This is a genomic window from Streptomyces sp. NBC_01669 (assembly GCF_026339735.1).
Taxonomy (GTDB): domain Bacteria; phylum Actinomycetota; class Actinomycetes; order Streptomycetales; family Streptomycetaceae; genus Streptomyces; species Streptomyces yanii.
Map to the genome: position 1 here is coordinate 148383 of NZ_JAPEQG010000003.1, position 17457 is coordinate 165839.

The following is a 17457-nucleotide window of genomic DNA, read 5'->3' on the forward strand; positions in this document are numbered from 1 at the left end:
CTTCCAACCTTTACCCCGGCGAGGCGTTGCTGCCATCTGGCGAAGCCGCAGCGGCGGTGCCGGATTTCATCAACCGCACATCTGCGCACAGCGAGTTCGACGACGCCACGAGTTGGCCGACCCGAGCGGGGACCTGACCCTCGACGACTCGGGCGCCGCGGCTCGGAGGTCTAGACCAAGTGGTCTAGACCTCAACTGGAAACTCCGGTATACCTTCTTCAATTCCGCTCGAACGGAGGTTGCAGTGCGCATAAACAGACATGCTGCTCGACTGGTCGGAGCGATAGCGCTCGGATTGTTCGTGCCCCTCCTGGCGGTGCCGTCAGCAGGCGCCGAACCCGTCCCCGCGAACACCGACGTCAACCCCCGACCCGCCGTGGTGCCCGCTCTTCAGCAGTGGGAGGGTGGCACGGGTTCGTTCGAGTTGCGCAAGCACAGCCGGATCGTGCTGGCCAAGAAGCAGGCCGACGAACTCGACGACCAGGGCGCGCAACTTTCGGCCGAGATCGAAGAGGCGACAGGGCACAAGCCGGCCGTGTCCCCCCGGGTCCCGCAGGACGGCGACATCGTCCTGTCGATCGATCCCTCCCTCGCCGACGCGACGGGTGGCGCCCGGTTCGCCGAGGAGGGCTACACCCTTACGGCCACCGATCGCAACGTGACGATCACCGCGCCGACCGCGAAGGGTGTCTACTACGGCACCCGCAGCCTTCTGCAGATCCTTCTGCTCGACGACGGCCGCGATTCCGTCCCCGTGGGCACGGCCGTGGACTGGCCCAACTACAAAGTCCGCGGCTTCATGCTGGACGTCGGGCGGCGGTTCTTCACCGCCGACTACATCCGCGACTACCTGCGGGTGATGGGCTGGTTCAAGCTAAACCAGCTGCAGTTGCACCTCAACGACAACGGTTTCAAGGGCGACAAGCCCTGGAGCGAGGTGCAGGCCGGCTTCCGGCTCAAGACCGACAACCCCGAGCTGGGCGGGCTGGCTTCCCAGGACGGGTCCTATGACCGCGCCGACTGGGACTCCTTCGAGGACACCGCCGCCGCGAACGGCGTCACGATCATCCCCGAGATCGACGCGCCCGCCCACTCGCTGGCGTTCATCCGGTTCCGCCCGTCGCTCGGCCTCAACAACGGCCAGTCCGACCACCTCGATCTGTCCAAGCCTGAGACCACCGCGTTCATGAAGTCGGTGTTCGACGAGTTCGTGCCCTGGTTCCGTAGTCCCGATGTGCACTTCGGCGCCGACGAGTACACGGTGGACAAGCCCCGCTACAAGGTCTACTTCAACGAGATGGCCGCCCACATCCGCGCGCTCGGCAAGCAGCCGCGGGCCTGGGGCAGCCTGTCGGTCATGGCGGCCAACAGCGACGGTTACGACCGCGACGTGACCATGAACAGCTGGAACAACGGCTGGTACGGACCGCAGGCGCTGAAGCGAGACGGCTACTCCTTCATCAACACCAACGACGCCCTGCTCTACATCGTCCCGTTCGCGGGCTACTACCACGGCCACGGGCTGGACGGTAAGTACCTCTATGACCAGTGGGAGCCGAATGTCTTCCCCGGCGGGCAGAGCGTGGCCCCTCGTGACCCGCAGTTGCTCGGAGCCATGTCGGCGGTGTGGAACGACCTGACCGAGGCCACCTACTCGGAGCTGGACGTGCACGGGCTGGTCGAGCCCACGTTCGGCACGCTGGCTCAGAAGATGTGGAGCGGGGCCAAGGCCGATATGCCGTACAGCGCCTTCCTCGACACGGTCCGCAAGCTTGGCGTGGGCACCGGGCTGACGAAGGTCTCCACGACACTCGCCGCGTCGGCGTCGGGAGAGGTGAGCCTGGGGAAGGAGGCGACCGCCTCCGCCGGTGAGGCGGCTGCGGCCTTCGACGGGGTGCGCACCACCAACTGGGCCAGCGGTCCAGGAGATGAGGCATGGCTGCAGGTCAACCTCGGCAAGCCGGTCGCGATCAGCAAGGTCGAACTGGACTGGGCACCGGACTACGGGCGGGACTACGAGTTCCAGGTGTCACGTGACGGCGAGAAATGGACCACCGTCGCGAGCCGTACCGGCCGCGAAGCCGCGGGATCAGACACTCTGACGTTCGATCCGGTCACGGCACGGCACGTACGGCTCGTCGGCACGCAGGCCGGCAAGAAGCAGAACGGGTACGCCCTGTGGAGCATGCGCGTCTTCGAGGTGCCGGACCTGGCACTGCACCGGCCGACCACCGCGTCCTCGACCGAAGTGGCGAGCCTGGGACCGGAGAACGCCACCGACGGCGACGGCAAGACCCGATGGGCCAGTGCCTACCGGGACGATGAATGGATCCAGGTCGACCTCGGCTCCCCGCAGACCGTCCAGCGTGTCCTGCTCGACTGGGAGAACGCCTCCGGTCGTGACTACGACATCCAGGTCTCCGGCGACGCCGCCAACTGGAAGACTGTGGCCTCGGTTCGGGGCAAGCCGTCCGGCGCCCGCGTGGACGAGCTCACCTTCGATCCGGTAACCGCCCGGTACGTGCGGATGCAAGGCATCAAGCGGACAACCGGCTGGGGCTACTCGCTGTGGCGCCTGGAAGTTCGTTCCATGAGCCCGGAGCCCGACCCCGCGTAACCCGCGAGTGGGCACCGAGGCTTTGAGATCACGAGGGATCCGCACCGGTCGTGGCGTCGCCCGTGCGACTGGTGCGGATCCCTCGAGTCGAGGCTTCCATGCTCCCGCTCAGAATCTGGAACATTCCAGGCGTGATTCTCATGAGAGGAGCGCATGCACGATGGGTTCACTGAACGCCAATCGTCGCAGCTTCCTGGCCGTCGGCCTGTCCCTCCCGATCCTGGCCGGCGCCCCGGCGAGCGCCTTCGGAGGCTTGGCTGCCAACGCCGCCACACCGTCGGTTGCCACCGAGGGGGGTCTCCCGGCGGTCTTGCCGGCGGTGCAGCAGTTCGAGGCGGGTGAGGTGGAGATGCGCCTCACACCGGCAACCCGCATCGTGCTGAATCCCGCCTCGGCGCGGTCTCTGCAGGCTGAGGCCGAGGTGCTGGCAGAGGAGTTGGTGGCCGAAGGTCATCTGTCGCGGACCCCACCGGTGGTGGTGTCACGGGAGTCCAAGCCCCACGACATCGTCCTGCGGCTTGGAACGGTCGAGCACGCCGACAGCCGGGAGGCCTACTCGATCGTGGCCGACGAGGGGATCACGATCACTTCCCCGACCGCCGACGGAGCCTTCTGGGGCACCAGGACGCTCGTGCAGGTGCTGCGTGGCAGCCTGCCCGTCGGCAGGATCACCGACTGGCCGACCCTGACCGAGCGGGCGCTGATGCTCGACATCGGCCGGAAGTACTTCACGCCGGACTGGATCAAGGCTCTCATCCGCGAGATGTCGTTCCTGAAGATGAACGCCCTCCAGCTCCACCTGTCCGAGGGGCTCGGATTCCGGGTGGAGTGTGAGACTCACCCTGAGATCGTGTCGGAGGAGCACCTCACGAAGGCAGAGGTGCGCGAGATCCTCGCGTTCGCGAAGAGATACCACGTTCATGTCAATGCTGACGTGGACACGCCCGGTCATATGGACCACATCCTGTCCACCCACCCCGAGTACCAGCTCGTGCTCGCCAACGGCACGCGTCAAGGCGGGTATCTGGACTTCAGCAATCCGGATGCGAGGCGTCTCGTCCGCGAGATCGTCGGCGAGATGTGCGACCTGTTCGACGGACCGGTCTTCCACCTCGGCGGCGACGAATTCTTCCCGGCACCGTGGCAGGGAACCGGACCGGACACCGTCTCGGACCTCACCGCACCCCAACTGGTGCACTACGCACGCGATATGACCGGTAACACATCGGCCACCGCTCACGACGGCTACAACTTCTACCTGAACGAGCTCGCCGGCCTGGTCCGCGCAAAGGGCAAGGTGGCGCGCATGTTCAACGACGACATCTACCCCGGCACTGGGGTGAACCCCGTCGACCCACGGACGCAGGCCGACGTGTGGATACGGTGGAACTCGAGCAAGCCGAACGCTGAGCAGTTCGTCGATGCCGGGCATGAAGTCATCAACTCCAACGGTGACTACCTGTACTTCATCCTCACGTCGAACGGCCTCGGGCTCGGCCCCAACAAGAACCCGGAGGGGATCTACGAGCGCTGGACCCCGCGGACGTTCATGGGTGCCGCCGGCAACGCGGGCGATTTCCACCTGCCGGAGGACAAGCCGGTCCTCGGCGCTCACCTGTCCGTGTGGTGCGACTCACCGCAGTCGATGTCGCAGGACGAGGTGGCCCGGTTGCTCCAGGAGTGGCTCCAGGTGTTTTCGCAGCAGACATGGGGCTCACCGAAACCAACCGCAACGCTCGAAGAGCTGCGGGCCGAGGTCCTGGAACGGTTGGGGACCGCCCCGATGGCGGCCACGGCGGCCGGTCAGCGTCTCCGTGTCAAGAGGCGCGTTCCGACGGCCAGGTCGGCTCTCCCAGAGTGATGGCGGCGGTAATGACGTTGGTCGCATGGATCTCGCCGATGCTCCAGAGAACGGCACGGTCCTGAAGCGCGCGGGCGGCTTGGCCGTCACCCATGAGGTCATCAAGAAAATTCGGTGACAGAAGGCCTGATGACAGGCCATCAGTAGCGCCCCAGGGACAATCCGGTGTTCCCCGGCGGGAGTGTCTCATCAACGGCGGATCTGCTGATCAAGGAGAGACGCCAAGTGAGCGGGACGACGATCGAGGACGAGTCCGTCGGGGAGCTGGCCGATGGTGCGATGCCGTCGGCCGCGTCAACGACGGCGCGTTGTTGTCCCCGCCTCGCCCCGCCACTGGGCCAGCTTGTGCTGGGTCCACCGGGTGCCTCAATTTATGAGGGGGAGGAGTCACCTTGTCCAATTCATGTCCACGCCTCGCGTTCGCCCCGGCTGACAGGCCGCTACTTGCCATTGTGCGGTTGGGGGGCGCGGTCGTGAAGGTGATGGGGTAGGGCAGGGAGCTGGCGATCAATAACTCATCGGTTTGGTGCCGTGCTGTCCGATGAGGTTCGCGAGGTCCTGGGCGGTGGCTGCGGTGATCGGGGCGGGCTTGATGGGGTGGCTGAGTCCTTCCAGGACCGGGGTGATCTCGTGGACCGCGTCGCCGACCGCCTCCCTGGGTGAGCCCAACAGTGCGGTCAGTGTCCTGACTTGTGTCTTCCAGCGGTGTCGGATCACGGTGGCCAGCAGCCGATCGGACAGCGAGAGCGGGCCGCGCCGCAAGGTGCGGTGCCGGGCCCGCTTGTGGTGCAGGCTGATGGGTGGGTGGTCGAGGATGTACTGCTCGACGTCGGCCAGGAGCGCGGCGAACTCGTGTGTTTCCATGCCGCAGATCACCGGGTGGTGCAGCCAGTTCGGGGCCCGGTCCTCCGGCTGGGTCCGATCCTCGCTGCGCGGCGCCGCGACCGCGGCGGGCGGTTCGGGCCGCAGGGTGTAGTTCCACTTCCCGTGCCACTCGTGCTCGGTCAGCGGCAAGGAGTCCATCACCGCGTCGGGCACGGTCAGGCCGGTGGGGTAGGAGCCGGGGTCGAACTCGGCATGGATCGCAAGTCCGGTGCGCGTCGTGGTGGCGCCGATGGTGTTGACCACGATTTCATGGCTGGTCAGCGGCCTTCCTCGCCAGTTGATGCTGATCTGAGAGAACAGTCTGTGTTCTATTTTGTTCCATTGTGCGTCCAGAAGGCTGGAGGTTGATCATGTAGGCGGTTGATCGCCAGTCGTAAGCTCGTCGTCGCTTGCCGGTGCGAGTCCGGTCCGGGTAGCTGCCAGGAGGCCCGGTAGCAGGCTGGCGGCATCGGGGGGAAACGCCCGGTGTCGAAGCCCAGCGTCAAAAGCCCTTCAGGGGGAGCAACCGTACGGTCCGTAGCATCAAGCGAAGCCTGCCGCGTCGTGAAAATCCCCATCGTGAGGTGGGACAAGGGAGAGCCGAGCCCGGAGTGTCAGGGCGAAGGCCATGGAAACGGCGAAGATCCTGGAATCGCAGCCGTGAGGAACTCCCCGGCGTAAGGGGCGCGGAACGTTCGGATAGTGACGGCGGGAACTGGAGAGGCCCTCCCCGGCCCGGTGGCCTGCGCGCAGATGCCGCCGGAAGCTGGGTGCCCTATAACCGATGACCTCGGGAAGTGGGTGCTGGTCGGGTGGGCGTCAGAGGCGGCCGTAGTACTGCTGGAGCCGAGCGGACAACATAACCGCCGGTGAGGGAAGGGCCGCTGCTTCGTCGATGCGTAGAGATGTGGAGGAGGGGCCCGGTGAGTGCCCAGGTGGCTAGTCCCGCCGACGGGGGACGTTCTCCCTCGGATCCGGTCCGTGCCTTGCAGCATGCGCTCTACCGGGCGGCCAAGGCTGATCCCGGACGGCGGTTTCACGCGCTGATGGACAAAGTCTCGCGCAGGGACGTCCTATGGCGTGGGTGGGTGGCGGTGCGCCGGAACAACGGCGCTCCGGGTATCGACCGGATCACCGTGGAGGAGGTTGAGGAGTACGGGGTGGCCCGGCTCCTCGATGAACTGGCCGTGGAGCTGAAGACGGGCAGCTATCGTCCGCTTCCGGCGCGTCGGGTGTTCATACCCAAGCCCGGCACGCTGGAGCAAAGGCCGCTGTCGATCCCTTCGGTGCGCGACCGGATCGTCCAGGCCGCGTGGAAACTGGTGGCGGAGCCGGTGTTCGAGGCGGATTTCCTTCCGTGCTCGTTCGGGTTCCGTCCCCGGCGCGGTGCCCATGATGCGCTCCAGGTACTCATTGATGAGTCCTGGCGGGGGCGCAACTGGGTGGTGGAGACGGACATCGCCAACTGCTTCGAGGCGATTCCGATCGAGAAGTTGATACAGGCGGTCGAGGAACGCGTCTGTGACCAGTCGTTCCTGAAGCTGCTGCGTGTGATGCTGCGCGCGGGGGTCATGGAGGAGGGGCAGGTCCGTCGGCCGGTAACCGGAACCCCACAAGGCGGGGTTGCATCCGCCTTGCTCTGCAATGTCTACCTGCACCGGATTGACCGGGCATGGGACGAGCGGGAGCACGGGGTTCTGGTGCGTTACGCCGACGATGCCGTGGTGATGTGCAGATCCCGGAAGCAGGCCGAAGCCGCGCTGGCGCGGCTTCGGGAACTGCTGGCCGAGCTCGGCCTGGAGCCGAAGGAAGCCAAAACCAGGATCGTGCAGCTGAAGGTGGGAGGCGAGGGAGTGGACTTCCTCGGCTTTCATCATCGGATGGTGAACGCGCCCGCTCTCAAAGGGAGACGGCCGTTCCCCTTCCTCGCCCGCTGGCCCGCGGACAAGGCGGTGCGGCACGCACGGGAGCGAATCCGGGAACTGACGGACCGCTCCCGGCTGCTGCTGCCCACCGAGGTGGTGGTTCAGGACCTCAACCGGTTCCTGACCGGCTGGGCCGCATACTTCAAGTACGGCAACTCAGCACACCGCTTCGGGGTGATCAGGGAGTACGTGCGGATGCGGATGGCGCTGTTCATCGGCAAACGCCACAAACGCTCCCGTGGCTTTGGACGGTACGTGGTGTCGTATGCCTCCCCGGACCATCTGGGCCTGGTCAGCCTCTCTGGGAACGTCGTCGCCCCCAGGCCCTTCCGGGACTGGCGGGGGAAGCCGAATGCCGGTGGTGAACGGCGTCGGTGAGCCGTGTGCGGGAGAACCGCATGCACGGAATCGAGGTGGCGGGGGCTGGAAACGGAACGCACGTGCTGTGTCACCGCGCCAGTCCCCGACCCTATTCGACGTCCCCGGCGGGAAGTGACAGACCGTCACCTCCAGCCCGGTCTCGTGGGCGAAATCGGCGAGTTGGCTCTTCCAGGCACGGACGCGGTAGCCGTTGGAGCCCCCGGCGTCAGCGGTGATCAGCAGGCGGGATGCCGCGGGGTAGCGGCGTTGCCCCTCGCCGTCCCACCAGCGGCGCAAGGTGGCCACCGCGAAGGCGGAGGTGTCCCCGTCGCAGCCCACCGACACCCAGCCCGCGTCCGCGCCGATGTCGTAGATCCCGTACGGCACCGCCTTCTGGGCGCCCTTCTCCGGGAAGTCGTGCGCGCGGACCTCGACCGGCTGTCCGGCACGGTGCCACTCGCTTCCGATGACCGCGTAGTTACCCAGGGTCTCCTTCTTCTTGGCATCCACACTGATGACCGGCTGCCCGTCGGCGAGATACGCCTTGACCTGGTCGTTGATGTAGTGGAACTGGGCGTCCCTGTCCGGGTGGCGGGCCCCCTCGGTGGTCCGCGAGGTGCCCTGCAGCGAGAAGCCCTCCGCCTTCAACAGCGCGGCCACCGTGTCCGGACCGATCCGGTGCCCCTGGCGCGTCAGCTCCGCCGCCAGATTCCGGGTGGACTTCACCGTCCAGAGCAGCGGAGACTCCGGATCACCACGCTGATCCGGCTCAACCAGCGCCAACAGCGCGGGCACCAACTCGGGATCAGCCTCCCGTAAAGACTTCCGACCCGCACCCGGCGCCCGGACCCGACCCTCGGGCTCCTCCCCACGCTCCAGCTCCCGCTTCCCGCGCGACACCGTGGACTCCGCCACCCCGGCCGCACCGGCCACCGTACGGATCCCGCCATGGCCCAGGACACGGGACGCGGCCCCCAGCACCAGGCGCTGCTGCCGCTCATCCAGATGCGGCAGCAGCAGACCGAACACATCCACCAGCCCCGACTTGATCCCCTCCGACACACCCGCACCCTACCGGCCAACAGCCCACCCAAACCGATGAGTTATTGATCGCCAGCTCCCAGGGCTTCGGCGTAGTCGCGTGATGTCTGGTTCGTGATCGTGTGAGCCCGAGCAGTGCGACCGCCGCGGTGCGGGTCGCGCCTACGTTGCCGCGGGGGCAGGCGGCGATGTTCGTGGTGCCGGCAAGTTTCAGGGCGCCGAAGGCCGGGTTGCGGCAGGCGGCCATCGCGCGTGGTGCGTTGCCGGAGGCGTCCTCGGCGAACGTTGTGTCGCGGACGTGGTGGCAGGGCTTCCACTCCGAGCGTAAGGAGCACCGCTTCACGACCCGCACACCTCAGTGCGGGCTGCAGACAGGACTGCCCCGGCTGGTCGGGGGAGGCCGGTCGGGGCAGTCTGTGTGCGGTACGGAGGGTGGTCGCCTCTCGGCGGAGGGCTCCATGGGGCTTCAGCCGAACGATCTTCCCCATGGGTTATAGGTGAGGCCCGGGGACACTGGCCCGTCCGTAGCGCCAAGTGGATGAACGTTCAATCAGTCAGGATCATTCCCCGTACCGGCTCCAGCCTCTGGGCGCCGACCTCTCGCAGCTCCGGAGCTGTGCCGGTTCCCGGCAGGTTGCGAAGCCCGGGAACCGGTTGCCTGCGGTGCGGAAGGTCGGCCCAGGACGTCGATGTTTCCCTCCCGCTGGGCGGGAGCGCCCCGGAATAAGCCCTCTAGCGGGGACACGTCACACCTCGTCCGCTCGATCGGCCACGTCGCCGTCGCGCTCCTCCCGCAACCACCGGGAGTGGTATCGCTGCGCCCAGGACCGGCTGACGTACCCGGTACGCATGCCGAGTCTCGCCTCCGGGTCCTCGAACGCCTTGCGCATGTGCCCGAGGACGACGAAGGTGATCGCCCAGGCCAGCAGGTCGTGGATGAAGATCGCACTGGTGCGGGAGATGAAGGGCAGCAAGCCCATGAACCACATGAGCAGGCCGGTGAACATCATGACCAGGACGGCGCCGACGATCCAGCCCGCATAGAGTTTCTGCCCCGCGTTGAACTCTCCGGCCGGGCGCGCCTCGGGCGAGGTCAGGCGCCGGCGGGCGGCCCGCAGCCACTGCCGGTCGTACACCGCGAACCGGTTCAACCTGCGCAGGTCCGCACGGAAGTCGGCCGAGAGGAGTCCCAGCAGGAAGGGCAGCGGCAGCGAGATGCCCGACCACTCGTGCACGGTGACCATCACATGCCGTCGGCCGACGAGCTGGGCGAGCGGCCCGAGGTACAGGCAGGCGGCGGAGACCAGGCACACGAGCATCAGGTAGCCGGTGAACCGGTGGACCATGCGCTCGGCGGTGCCGAAGCGGCGGACCCGTCCCGTGGGATCAGGCTGCTTCGCCGTGCCGGTCGGCGTCGTCGAGCCAGCCGTCGATCGCATATCCGCGCTCCTCCCAGAAACCGGGAACGACCTTGTCGGTGACCGAGATACCGGACAGCCACTTGGCCGACTTGTAGAAGTACATGGTTGCCACGTAGAGGCGGACCGGTCCGCCGTGCTCGTGGGTGATGGGTTTGTCCTGCATGTTCAGTGCCACGAGGATGTCCGAGCGGCGGGCCTGTTCCAGGGTGAGGCTCTCGGTGTAGGCGCCGTCGAAGCAGGTGAAGCGGACCGCCGCGCCCGGGGAGCGCACTCCGGAGGCGTCGAGGATGTCCGCCAGCTTCACCCCGTCGAAGGGTGTCTTGTCCACGCGCCATCCGTCCGTGCACAGCACGTCGTGGACGACCCGGGTCTGCGGCATCGCGCGCAGGTCGGCCAGTGTGTAGGTCTTCGGCTTCGTCACCAGCCCGCCGACCGTGAGTGCGTAGTTCGTCTCGTCCTTGCGCGGCACCGAGCCGACGACGCTGTAGTAGCGGAAGCCGCCCGGATTGGGCAGCAGACCGGTCAGTCCGGTCGCGTCGACCTGGGAGGCGGCGCCGAGGAACCCCTCCCAGCCGCGCTGGAGGTAGGGCGCCGCGGCGAGCCCCGCGGCGCCGGCGCCGAGCATGCCCAGCACCGCCCGTCGTCCCACCGGTGCGCCCTCGGCCCTCGGCTTCGGCTGTCCTGCCATGGTCAGTGTGCTCCTTCGCAGTGATCACGACCCCGGAGGTGTGCGGTCGTGCGGGAGACGACGGCACCGGCCGGGCGGATGCACACGTGTGTACGCTGTCGAGCCATCGCCGTCACCCTTTCAACTGGTGACGATCGTGACACGTGTTTCTCCGGCTGTCAACGACGCGCCGGCGACACACACCTACGAGGGACTTGAGGGCCCGCCGCGTCGCAGTCGCCGCGGCGGGCATACGCGAGCTGCTAGGCTCGCTGATGACGTAGACCGTCTATCGAGGAGTCGCAGACATGGTGGGTGAAGACGACATCTCCGGATGAGATCCGGATCTGACGGCCACCGGCCCGCGCGCACGAGCGCTGCCGCCGTGGTCCGTCTTGTCGTACCCCTTTCCCATGTCTGCCCAGGGCAGAGATCCATGTTCTGCCCTCAGTACCTCCGAGGTCACTTCCATGTCCGACGCCGCCATCGTCTGCTCGAACCTTTCCTTCTCCTGGCCCGACGACACCCCCGTCTTCCACGACCTGTCCTTCAGCGTGCCCCCCGGCCGTACCGGCCTGGTCGCCCCCAACGGCTCCGGCAAGAGCACTCTGCTCAAGCTGATCGCCGGTGAACTGAAGCCCGCCACCGGCACGGTGTCCGCCAGGGGCACCCTCGGCTACCTCCCGCAGAGCCTTCCCCTGACCGGGAACCTCACGGTCGCCGAGGTGCTCGGTGTCGCCGAGGTGATCCGCGCCCTGGACGCCGTGGAGTCCGGGGACGTCGGCGAGGAGCACTTCGCCGTCATCGGCGACGACTGGGACATCGAGGAGCGCACCCGCGCCCAGCTCGACCGTCTGGGCCTCGCCGACCTCACACTGGACCGCAGCCTCAGCACGCTCAGCGGCGGCCAGGTCGTCTCGCTCGGCCTCGCCGCCCAGCTGCTCAAGCGCCCCGACGTGCTCCTGCTCGACGAGCCCACCAACAACCTCGACCTGGAGGCCCGGCACAAGCTGTACGACGTCCTGTCGGACTTCGACGGCTGTCTGCTTCTGGTCAGCCACGACCGCGCGCTGCTCGACCGTATGGAACGCATCGCCGAACTCGGCAGCGACGAACTGCGCCTGTACGGCGGGAACTTCACGGAGTACGAGGAGGCCGTCCGCGCCGAGCAGGAGGTCGCCGAGAAGAACGTCCGCAACGCCGAGCAGGAACTCAAGCGGGAGAAGCGGGAGTTGCAGCAGGCCCGCGAGCGCGCCGAGCGCCGCGCGAGCAACGCCGCCCGCAACCTCAAGAACGCCGGCCTGCCGCGCATCTTCGCCGGCAACATGAAGCGGGGCGCCCAGGAGTCCGCGGGCCGGTCCGGGCAGATGCACGCCTCCCGGGTCAGCGAGGCCAAGTCCCGCCTCGACGAGGCCGGGCGGGCGCTGCGCGAGGAGCAGCGCCTCACCCTGGAACTGCCCGACACCCGGGTACCCGCCGGGCGCAACCTCTTCCTCGGCGAGGGGATGCAGGCACGTCTCGGGGACAAGGCCGTGTTCGCCCCGAGCGGTGTCGACCTGACCGTCCGGGGCCCGGAGCGCATCGCACTGACCGGCCCCAACGGCGTCGGCAAGACCACCCTGATGCGTCTCATCACGGGCGACCTCGCCCCGGACGGCGGGGAGATCAAGCGCAACGACGGCCGGATCGCCTATCTCTCGCAGCGCCTGGACCTGCTGGACCTGGACCGCACGGTGGCGGAGAACTTCGCCGAGTTCGCCCCCGAGCGGCCCGAGGCGGAGCGGATGAACCTGCTCGCCCGCTTCCTCTTCCGGGGCGCGCGGGCGCACCTGCCCGTCGGAGTGCTCTCCGGCGGCGAGCGGCTGCGTGCCACCCTGGCCTGCGTGCTGTGCGCCGAGCCCGCCCCCCATCTGCTGCTGCTCGACGAGCCGACGAACAACCTCGACCTGGTCAGCGCGGGCCAGCTGGAGAGCGCGCTCAACTCCTACCAGGGCGCTTTCATGGTGGTCAGCCACGACGAGCGGTTCCTCGCCGCGATCGGGGTCAGCCGCTGGCTGCGGCTGGCCGACGGAGCGCTCAAGGAGACGGGAGCCCCCGCGGTGTGACCCGCCGGCGCGTGCAGTGGCCCGCGTCCGAGGCCGAGTGCCCGGCGGGCCGACCACCGACCGCATCGGAGGGACAGCCGTGCCCCAGCCCGCTCTGCTTGCCCACGACGTCGTCCGCTCCCTGGGCGGCCGACGCGTTCTCGACGGCGTCAGCCTGACCGCCTCCCCCGGCCACCGCATCGGTCTGATCGGAGAGAACGGCGTCGGCAAGTCCACCCTGCTGCGGGTACTCGCAGGCGTGGACGAACCCGACGCCGGAAGCGTCACCCGCCCCGGTGACCTCGGCTTCCTCCACCAGGAGATGCCGTTCGACGCCGCCTCGCCCCTGGCCTCGGTGCTGGACGAGGCGCTCCGCGAGGCCCGCGAGGACCTCGCGGAGCTCGACCGGCTCGGCGAGGAGCTGGCCCGCGCCCCGGAGGACCACCCCGGCCACCGGGAACTCCTCGACGCCTACGGCAGGCGGCTGGAGCAGGCCCAGGACCGCGAGTCCTGGGACGCCGACCGCCGTGCCGCCCTGGTGCTGGACGGCCTGGGCCTCGGCGCGGTCGGGCACGACCGGACGCTCGGCTCGCTGTCCGGAGGGCAGCGCGGCCGGCTGGCCCTGGCCGCGCTGCTGGTGAGGCGGCCGTCGGCGCTGCTGCTGGACGAGCCGACCAACCACCTCGACGACGGCGCCGCCGCCTTCCTGGAGGAGCAGATCCGCGGCCTGCCCGGGACCGTGGTGCTCGCCAGTCACGACCGGGCGTTCCTCGACGCCGTGTGCACCGACCTGATCGACCTCGATCCGGCGGTGGACGGCCCGGTGCGCTACGGCGGCAACTACAGCGCCTACCTGTCGGAGAAGCGTGCCGAGCGGGAGCGCTGGGAGCGGCGGTACGCCGAGGAGCAGGAGGAACTGGCGGGGCTGCGGTACTCGGCGGGGGTGACCGCGCACCTGGTCGCCCCGGACCGGGGGCGGCGCGACAACGAGAAGATGGGCTACGGCCACAGGGCGGGCCGGGTGCAGAGCCAGATCTCCCGCCGGGTGCGCAACGCCACCCGGCGGCTGGAGGAACTGGAGCGCACCCAGGTCGCCGAACCGTCCCGGCCGCTGCGGTTCGCGGCCGGGGATCTGGCCGCACAGGCGGAGGAGGGCCCGCAGCCGCTGGTGTCCCTGCGGGATGTTCGGGTACCCGGCCGGCTCGCGCTGGACGGCCTGGAGGTGACGACGACCGACCGGCTGCTGGTCACCGGCGGCAACGGGGCGGGCAAGTCGACGCTGCTCGCTGTGCTCGCCGGACGTCTCGCGGCCGACGGCGAGGTGCATAGCCGGCGCCGGCTGACGGTGGGACTGCTCACCCAGGACACCGTCTTCGAACGGCCCGGGCGCACGGTCCGCGACACCTACGAGCTGTCGGTGGGTTCGCCGCGGGCCGAGAAGGTGCCGCTGGGCTCGCTCGGCCTGATGCACGAGGCGGACCTGGACAAGCCGGTCGGGCAGCTGTCCGTGGGACAGCGCCGGCGTCTCGCGCTGGCCCTCCTGGTGGCGCGTCCACCGCAGCTGCTGCTGCTCGACGAGCCCACGAACCACCTCTCACCGCGTCTGTGCGACGAGCTGGAGGAGGCGCTGGGCACCGGACCCGGTGCCATCGTGGTAGCCAGCCACGACCGGTGGCTGCGGCGGCGGTGGCAGGGCCGGGAGATCCGGCTGGAGCCGGGGCGCGGCCCGCGGAAGGAGGCGGAACCGGCCGGTTTCCGGGCCTGACCTGCAGGCATCGCACGGGGTATCGTACGGTCGCGAGGGGCGCGGACCGCGACGTCGGCGTACCTTGCGTCCGACGGGAGTCACCTGTCAAGATGGTGATGTGAACCTTAACCATGTCTTCGTCTGCGGGCATCCGGCCCTCGACTTCGCGGCCACCCTCCGAGCCCGGCGCTCGACCCGGTTCGAGATGTTCGTGACCCCGGAGCGGCTGAATGCCTGGTACCTGGAGTCCGGACTCGTGGACACGATCAGTCCCGGCGAGGACGACGACGTCCGTGCGGCGACACTGGTGCGCGAGGCCATCTACCGGCTCGTCACCGATCGTCGTCTCGGTGAGGAGTTCGACCGCGCGGCGCTTGCCGTGGTCAACGGCGCCGCGCGCGAGACCCCCGTGACGCCGCAGCTCACCGTGAAGGGCCGGCACACCGAGGCGACCCCCGCGCAGGCCCTGGCCACCGTCGCCCGGCAGGCGGTCGAACTGCTCAGCGGCCCGGACGTACCCCTGATGAAGGAGTGCGGCAACCCGGAGTGCACGCGCGTCTACATCGACCGGTCCCGGGGCATGCGGCGCCAGTGGTGCGGCATGGAGTCCTGCGGCAACAAGTACAAGGCCGCCGCCTACCGGGCGCGCAAGAAGACCGCTTCCTCCGCGCCCGTGGGATGACGCCCTGACCTGGGCGGCGGCGCGCGGTCCCGGCGGACGCGGGACTCACGGTCCAGGGGCGCTCCGAGGAGACATGTGTCAGGAGAGGCCCGCCGCTTCCGGTGACGGATGCCCACGGCTCCTGCCGGTACACATGTCTCCTGTCAAAGGAACACCCTTGCTGTCAGCAGCAACCTCTCTCCTCATGCCGTCGGTACCCGACGCAGGATCGGCTCGTGGTTCGGGTCAGTCGGCCCGGAGCAGTGCGTGCAGCTCGGCGGTGTCGATGATGTGGGCCCGTGAGGGGAAGACTCGGTGGAGCAGGACGTCGTGGACTTCGGTGTCCGGGTCGGCGACGCCGTCGGACAGGACGTAGAGCTGGTAGTCGCGGTCGGCCGCGTCGATGACGGTGGACAGGACGACGCCGCCGGTACTGATGCCGGAGACGACCAGAGTGGTGATGCCGCGTTCGCGCAGCTGCTGGTCGAGGTCGGTGGTGGACATGCCGCCGTAGCGGATCTTGCGCACGATGATGTCGCTGTCCTGGGGAGCCAGGCGCTCGTGGATGGCGGTGGCAGGGTCCTCGTGGTGCATGACGCGGTGTCGGGCCACCGGGGCGAAAGACTTGTTGACCGCCGGGATGGCGTCCCAGTCGGTCTCGGTGAAGCCGACGCGTACGTAGGCGATGGTGCCGCCGTTTGTGCGAACGTCGGCGATGGCCCCTTCCACGCGACCGAGCAGGGCTTCGCAGTCCCCGCTTTCGGGCAGAAGGGCCAGGATCGCGGGTTGGTAGTCCATGACGAGAAGAGCGGTGCGCGCGGGGTCAAGTGCGGGGGCAGTGCTCACGCGAGTGTTCTCCTTGCTTGTGGTGTGCACCTGGTCGACGCGGACGCGTATCGGCGGACCAGCTGCGGCCTGCGGACTGCAGCGGCGAATTGCGGTGCGTCATGAGTGGCTACGGGACAGTCCCGGCTCGTGCTGCGACGTCTGGTCGTGTCGGGGAAGCAGGAGCGGAGTGGTCAGGATGAGCAGTCCCGCGACCGTGAGAGCGGTGCGTGGGCTGGTCACGTCGGCGAGCAGCCCGCCGAGCGCGGTGAGAATGGCGATGGACGCCTGCTGGCCGATCGACCAGGCCGACAGGGTGCGGGCGACGAGCTGCTTGGGGGTGTGTTCGAGCCGGTAGGTGGCGAGCACCGGGGTGTACAGGCTCATATTGATGATGATCGCCAGCTCGACAGCCATCACGGTGACGAGGCCGACGACACCGGGGCGGACGAAGGCCAGGCCGATCAGCCAGATGGCGCGCAGGGTGCCGACGGTCCGGAAGACCCTGTGCCGGCCGTAGCGGGCCACGACACGGCGGGCCAGCCGGGAGCCGATGAGTCCGCCGACGCAGGGGGCGGCGAAGGCGAGCCCGTACTGCCAGGGCGGGAACCCGAGCTCGCGAAGGAGAAGCACGGCCAGCAGCGGCTCGGTGGCCATGATCAGACCGGCGACGAGCATGTTGTTGAGGTAGAGCGCCCGCAGACCGGGATGGCCCATGATGTGTCGCCAGCCGTCGAACAATGCGCGTGCCCGGACTGGGCTTTTGTCGGTTGTCCGCGGCGCTTCCTCTCGGCCGTGGATCGCGGTGATGCCCAGCGCGGAGAACAGGTAGCTGAGCGCGTCGGCCACCACGACGGTGACCGGCCCGAACAGGCCGGTCACCGCCCCGCCCAGCGGTGGCGCCACCGCGATGGAGCTCCAGTTCGTTGACTCGAACCGCGCGTTGGCCACCAGCAGGTCATCCGGCTGGACGAGGGCCTTGAGGTAGGCGCCGCCGGCCGCGTTGAAGGCGATCTTGGCTGCGGCGACCACAGCCGAGACCACGAGCAAGTGGACGAAACTGAGCCAACCGAAGGCGTAGGCGACCGGGATCGTCGCCATGACCGCAAACCGGGTCAGGTCCATCGCGATCATGACCGGGCGTTTGCGCCGGAACTCCACCCACGGCGCGAGTGGCACCGCGATCAGCGCGCCCACCGCAGGCCCCACCGCGGACAGCACGGACACCTCGGCGGGGCCGGCATGCAACACCAGCACGGCGATCAGCGGGAATGCCCCGAACCCCAGCCCGGACCCATAGGCGCTGACAGCGTATGCCGCCCACAGCCAGCCGAACTGCCGGCCCAACCGTCTCCTGCCCACCATGCTCAGCGCGCCCCCTCAA

The 17457-nt window shown here is 68.6% G+C and carries 10 protein-coding genes and 3 pseudogenes; 6 read left to right on the plus strand and 7 right to left on the minus strand.

Annotated elements, in window-relative coordinates:
• Nucleotides 1–244: 244 nt before the first annotated feature.
• Both OG972_RS47630 and OG972_RS47635 read left to right on the plus strand, forming a co-directional pair.
• Entirely contained in the window at nucleotides 245–2617 is a 2373-nt protein-coding gene (locus tag OG972_RS47630) for a discoidin domain-containing protein (protein ID WP_266993277.1), read from the plus strand.
• 160 nt (nucleotides 2618–2777) lie between these two features.
• On the plus strand, nucleotides 2778–4478 hold the full coding sequence (locus OG972_RS47635) for a family 20 glycosylhydrolase (protein WP_266993278.1): 1701 nt from the start codon (nucleotides 2778–2780) through the stop codon (nucleotides 4476–4478).
• A 507-nt stretch (nucleotides 4479–4985) separates the two neighbouring features.
• Here OG972_RS47635 and OG972_RS47640 read toward each other — a convergent pair.
• Nucleotides 4986–5687: pseudogene (locus OG972_RS47640) on the minus strand (ISAzo13 family transposase); the annotation flags it as partial.
• A gap of 641 nt (nucleotides 5688–6328) precedes the next feature.
• Here OG972_RS47640 and ltrA point away from each other — a divergent pair.
• Nucleotides 6329–7645: a group II intron reverse transcriptase/maturase gene (gene ltrA / locus OG972_RS47645; RefSeq protein WP_266990225.1), complete on the plus strand. Its 1317-nt coding sequence runs from the start codon at nucleotides 6329–6331 to the stop codon at nucleotides 7643–7645.
• 96 nt (nucleotides 7646–7741) lie between these two features.
• On the opposite strand, the pseudogene OG972_RS47650 reads toward ltrA, so the two are convergent.
• The 4 genes and pseudogenes from OG972_RS47650 to OG972_RS47665 all read right to left on the minus strand — a co-directional run.
• Nucleotides 7742–8662: pseudogene (locus OG972_RS47650) on the minus strand (ISAzo13 family transposase); the annotation flags it as partial.
• Nucleotides 8663–8849: 187 nt separating this feature from the next.
• A pseudogene (locus tag OG972_RS47655) lies at nucleotides 8850–8972 on the minus strand (ISAs1 family transposase); the annotation flags it as partial.
• Between the two features lie 442 nt (nucleotides 8973–9414).
• The gene (locus OG972_RS47660) at nucleotides 9415–10107 is read right to left on the minus strand and encodes a cytochrome b/b6 domain-containing protein (protein ID WP_266993279.1); all 693 of its coding nucleotides are present in this window, start codon (nucleotides 10105–10107) and stop codon (nucleotides 9415–9417) included.
• Nucleotides 10055–10777 carry a molybdopterin-dependent oxidoreductase gene (locus OG972_RS47665; protein ID WP_266993281.1) on the minus strand — a complete coding sequence of 241 codons (723 nt, stop codon included), beginning with the start codon at nucleotides 10775–10777 and terminating at the stop codon, nucleotides 10055–10057. Before OG972_RS47665 ends, OG972_RS47660 begins: the two co-directional genes overlap by 53 nt.
• Nucleotides 10778–11226: 449 nt before the next feature.
• Between OG972_RS47665 and abc-f the strand changes: the two genes are divergently transcribed.
• The 3 genes from abc-f (at nucleotide 11227) to OG972_RS47680 (ending at nucleotide 15269) form a co-directional block, all read left to right on the plus strand.
• Nucleotides 11227–12861 carry a ribosomal protection-like ABC-F family protein gene (gene abc-f, locus OG972_RS47670; RefSeq protein WP_266993283.1) on the plus strand — a complete coding sequence of 545 codons (1635 nt, stop codon included), beginning with the start codon at nucleotides 11227–11229 and terminating at the stop codon, nucleotides 12859–12861.
• A 79-nt stretch (nucleotides 12862–12940) separates the two neighbouring features.
• A complete protein-coding gene (locus tag OG972_RS47675) occupies nucleotides 12941–14605 on the plus strand; it encodes an ABC-F family ATP-binding cassette domain-containing protein (protein WP_266993285.1) in 1665 nt (554 codons plus the stop codon).
• Between the two features lie 100 nt (nucleotides 14606–14705).
• Nucleotides 14706–15269, plus strand: a complete 564-nt coding sequence (locus OG972_RS47680; RefSeq protein WP_266993287.1) for a CGNR zinc finger domain-containing protein — start codon at nucleotides 14706–14708, stop codon at nucleotides 15267–15269.
• Nucleotides 15270–15494: 225 nt separating this feature from the next.
• On the opposite strand, the gene OG972_RS47685 is transcribed toward OG972_RS47680, so the two are convergent.
• Together OG972_RS47685 and OG972_RS47690 are read right to left on the minus strand one after the other, a co-directional pair.
• Complete coding sequence (locus OG972_RS47685; protein ID WP_266993289.1) at nucleotides 15495–16094, minus strand: cysteine hydrolase; 600 nt, start codon at nucleotides 16092–16094, stop codon at nucleotides 15495–15497.
• Between the two features lie 99 nt (nucleotides 16095–16193).
• Nucleotides 16194–17438 carry an MFS transporter gene (locus tag OG972_RS47690; RefSeq protein ID WP_266993291.1) on the minus strand — a complete coding sequence of 415 codons (1245 nt, stop codon included), beginning with the start codon at nucleotides 17436–17438 and terminating at the stop codon, nucleotides 16194–16196.
• Between the last annotated feature and the right edge of the window lie 19 nt (nucleotides 17439–17457).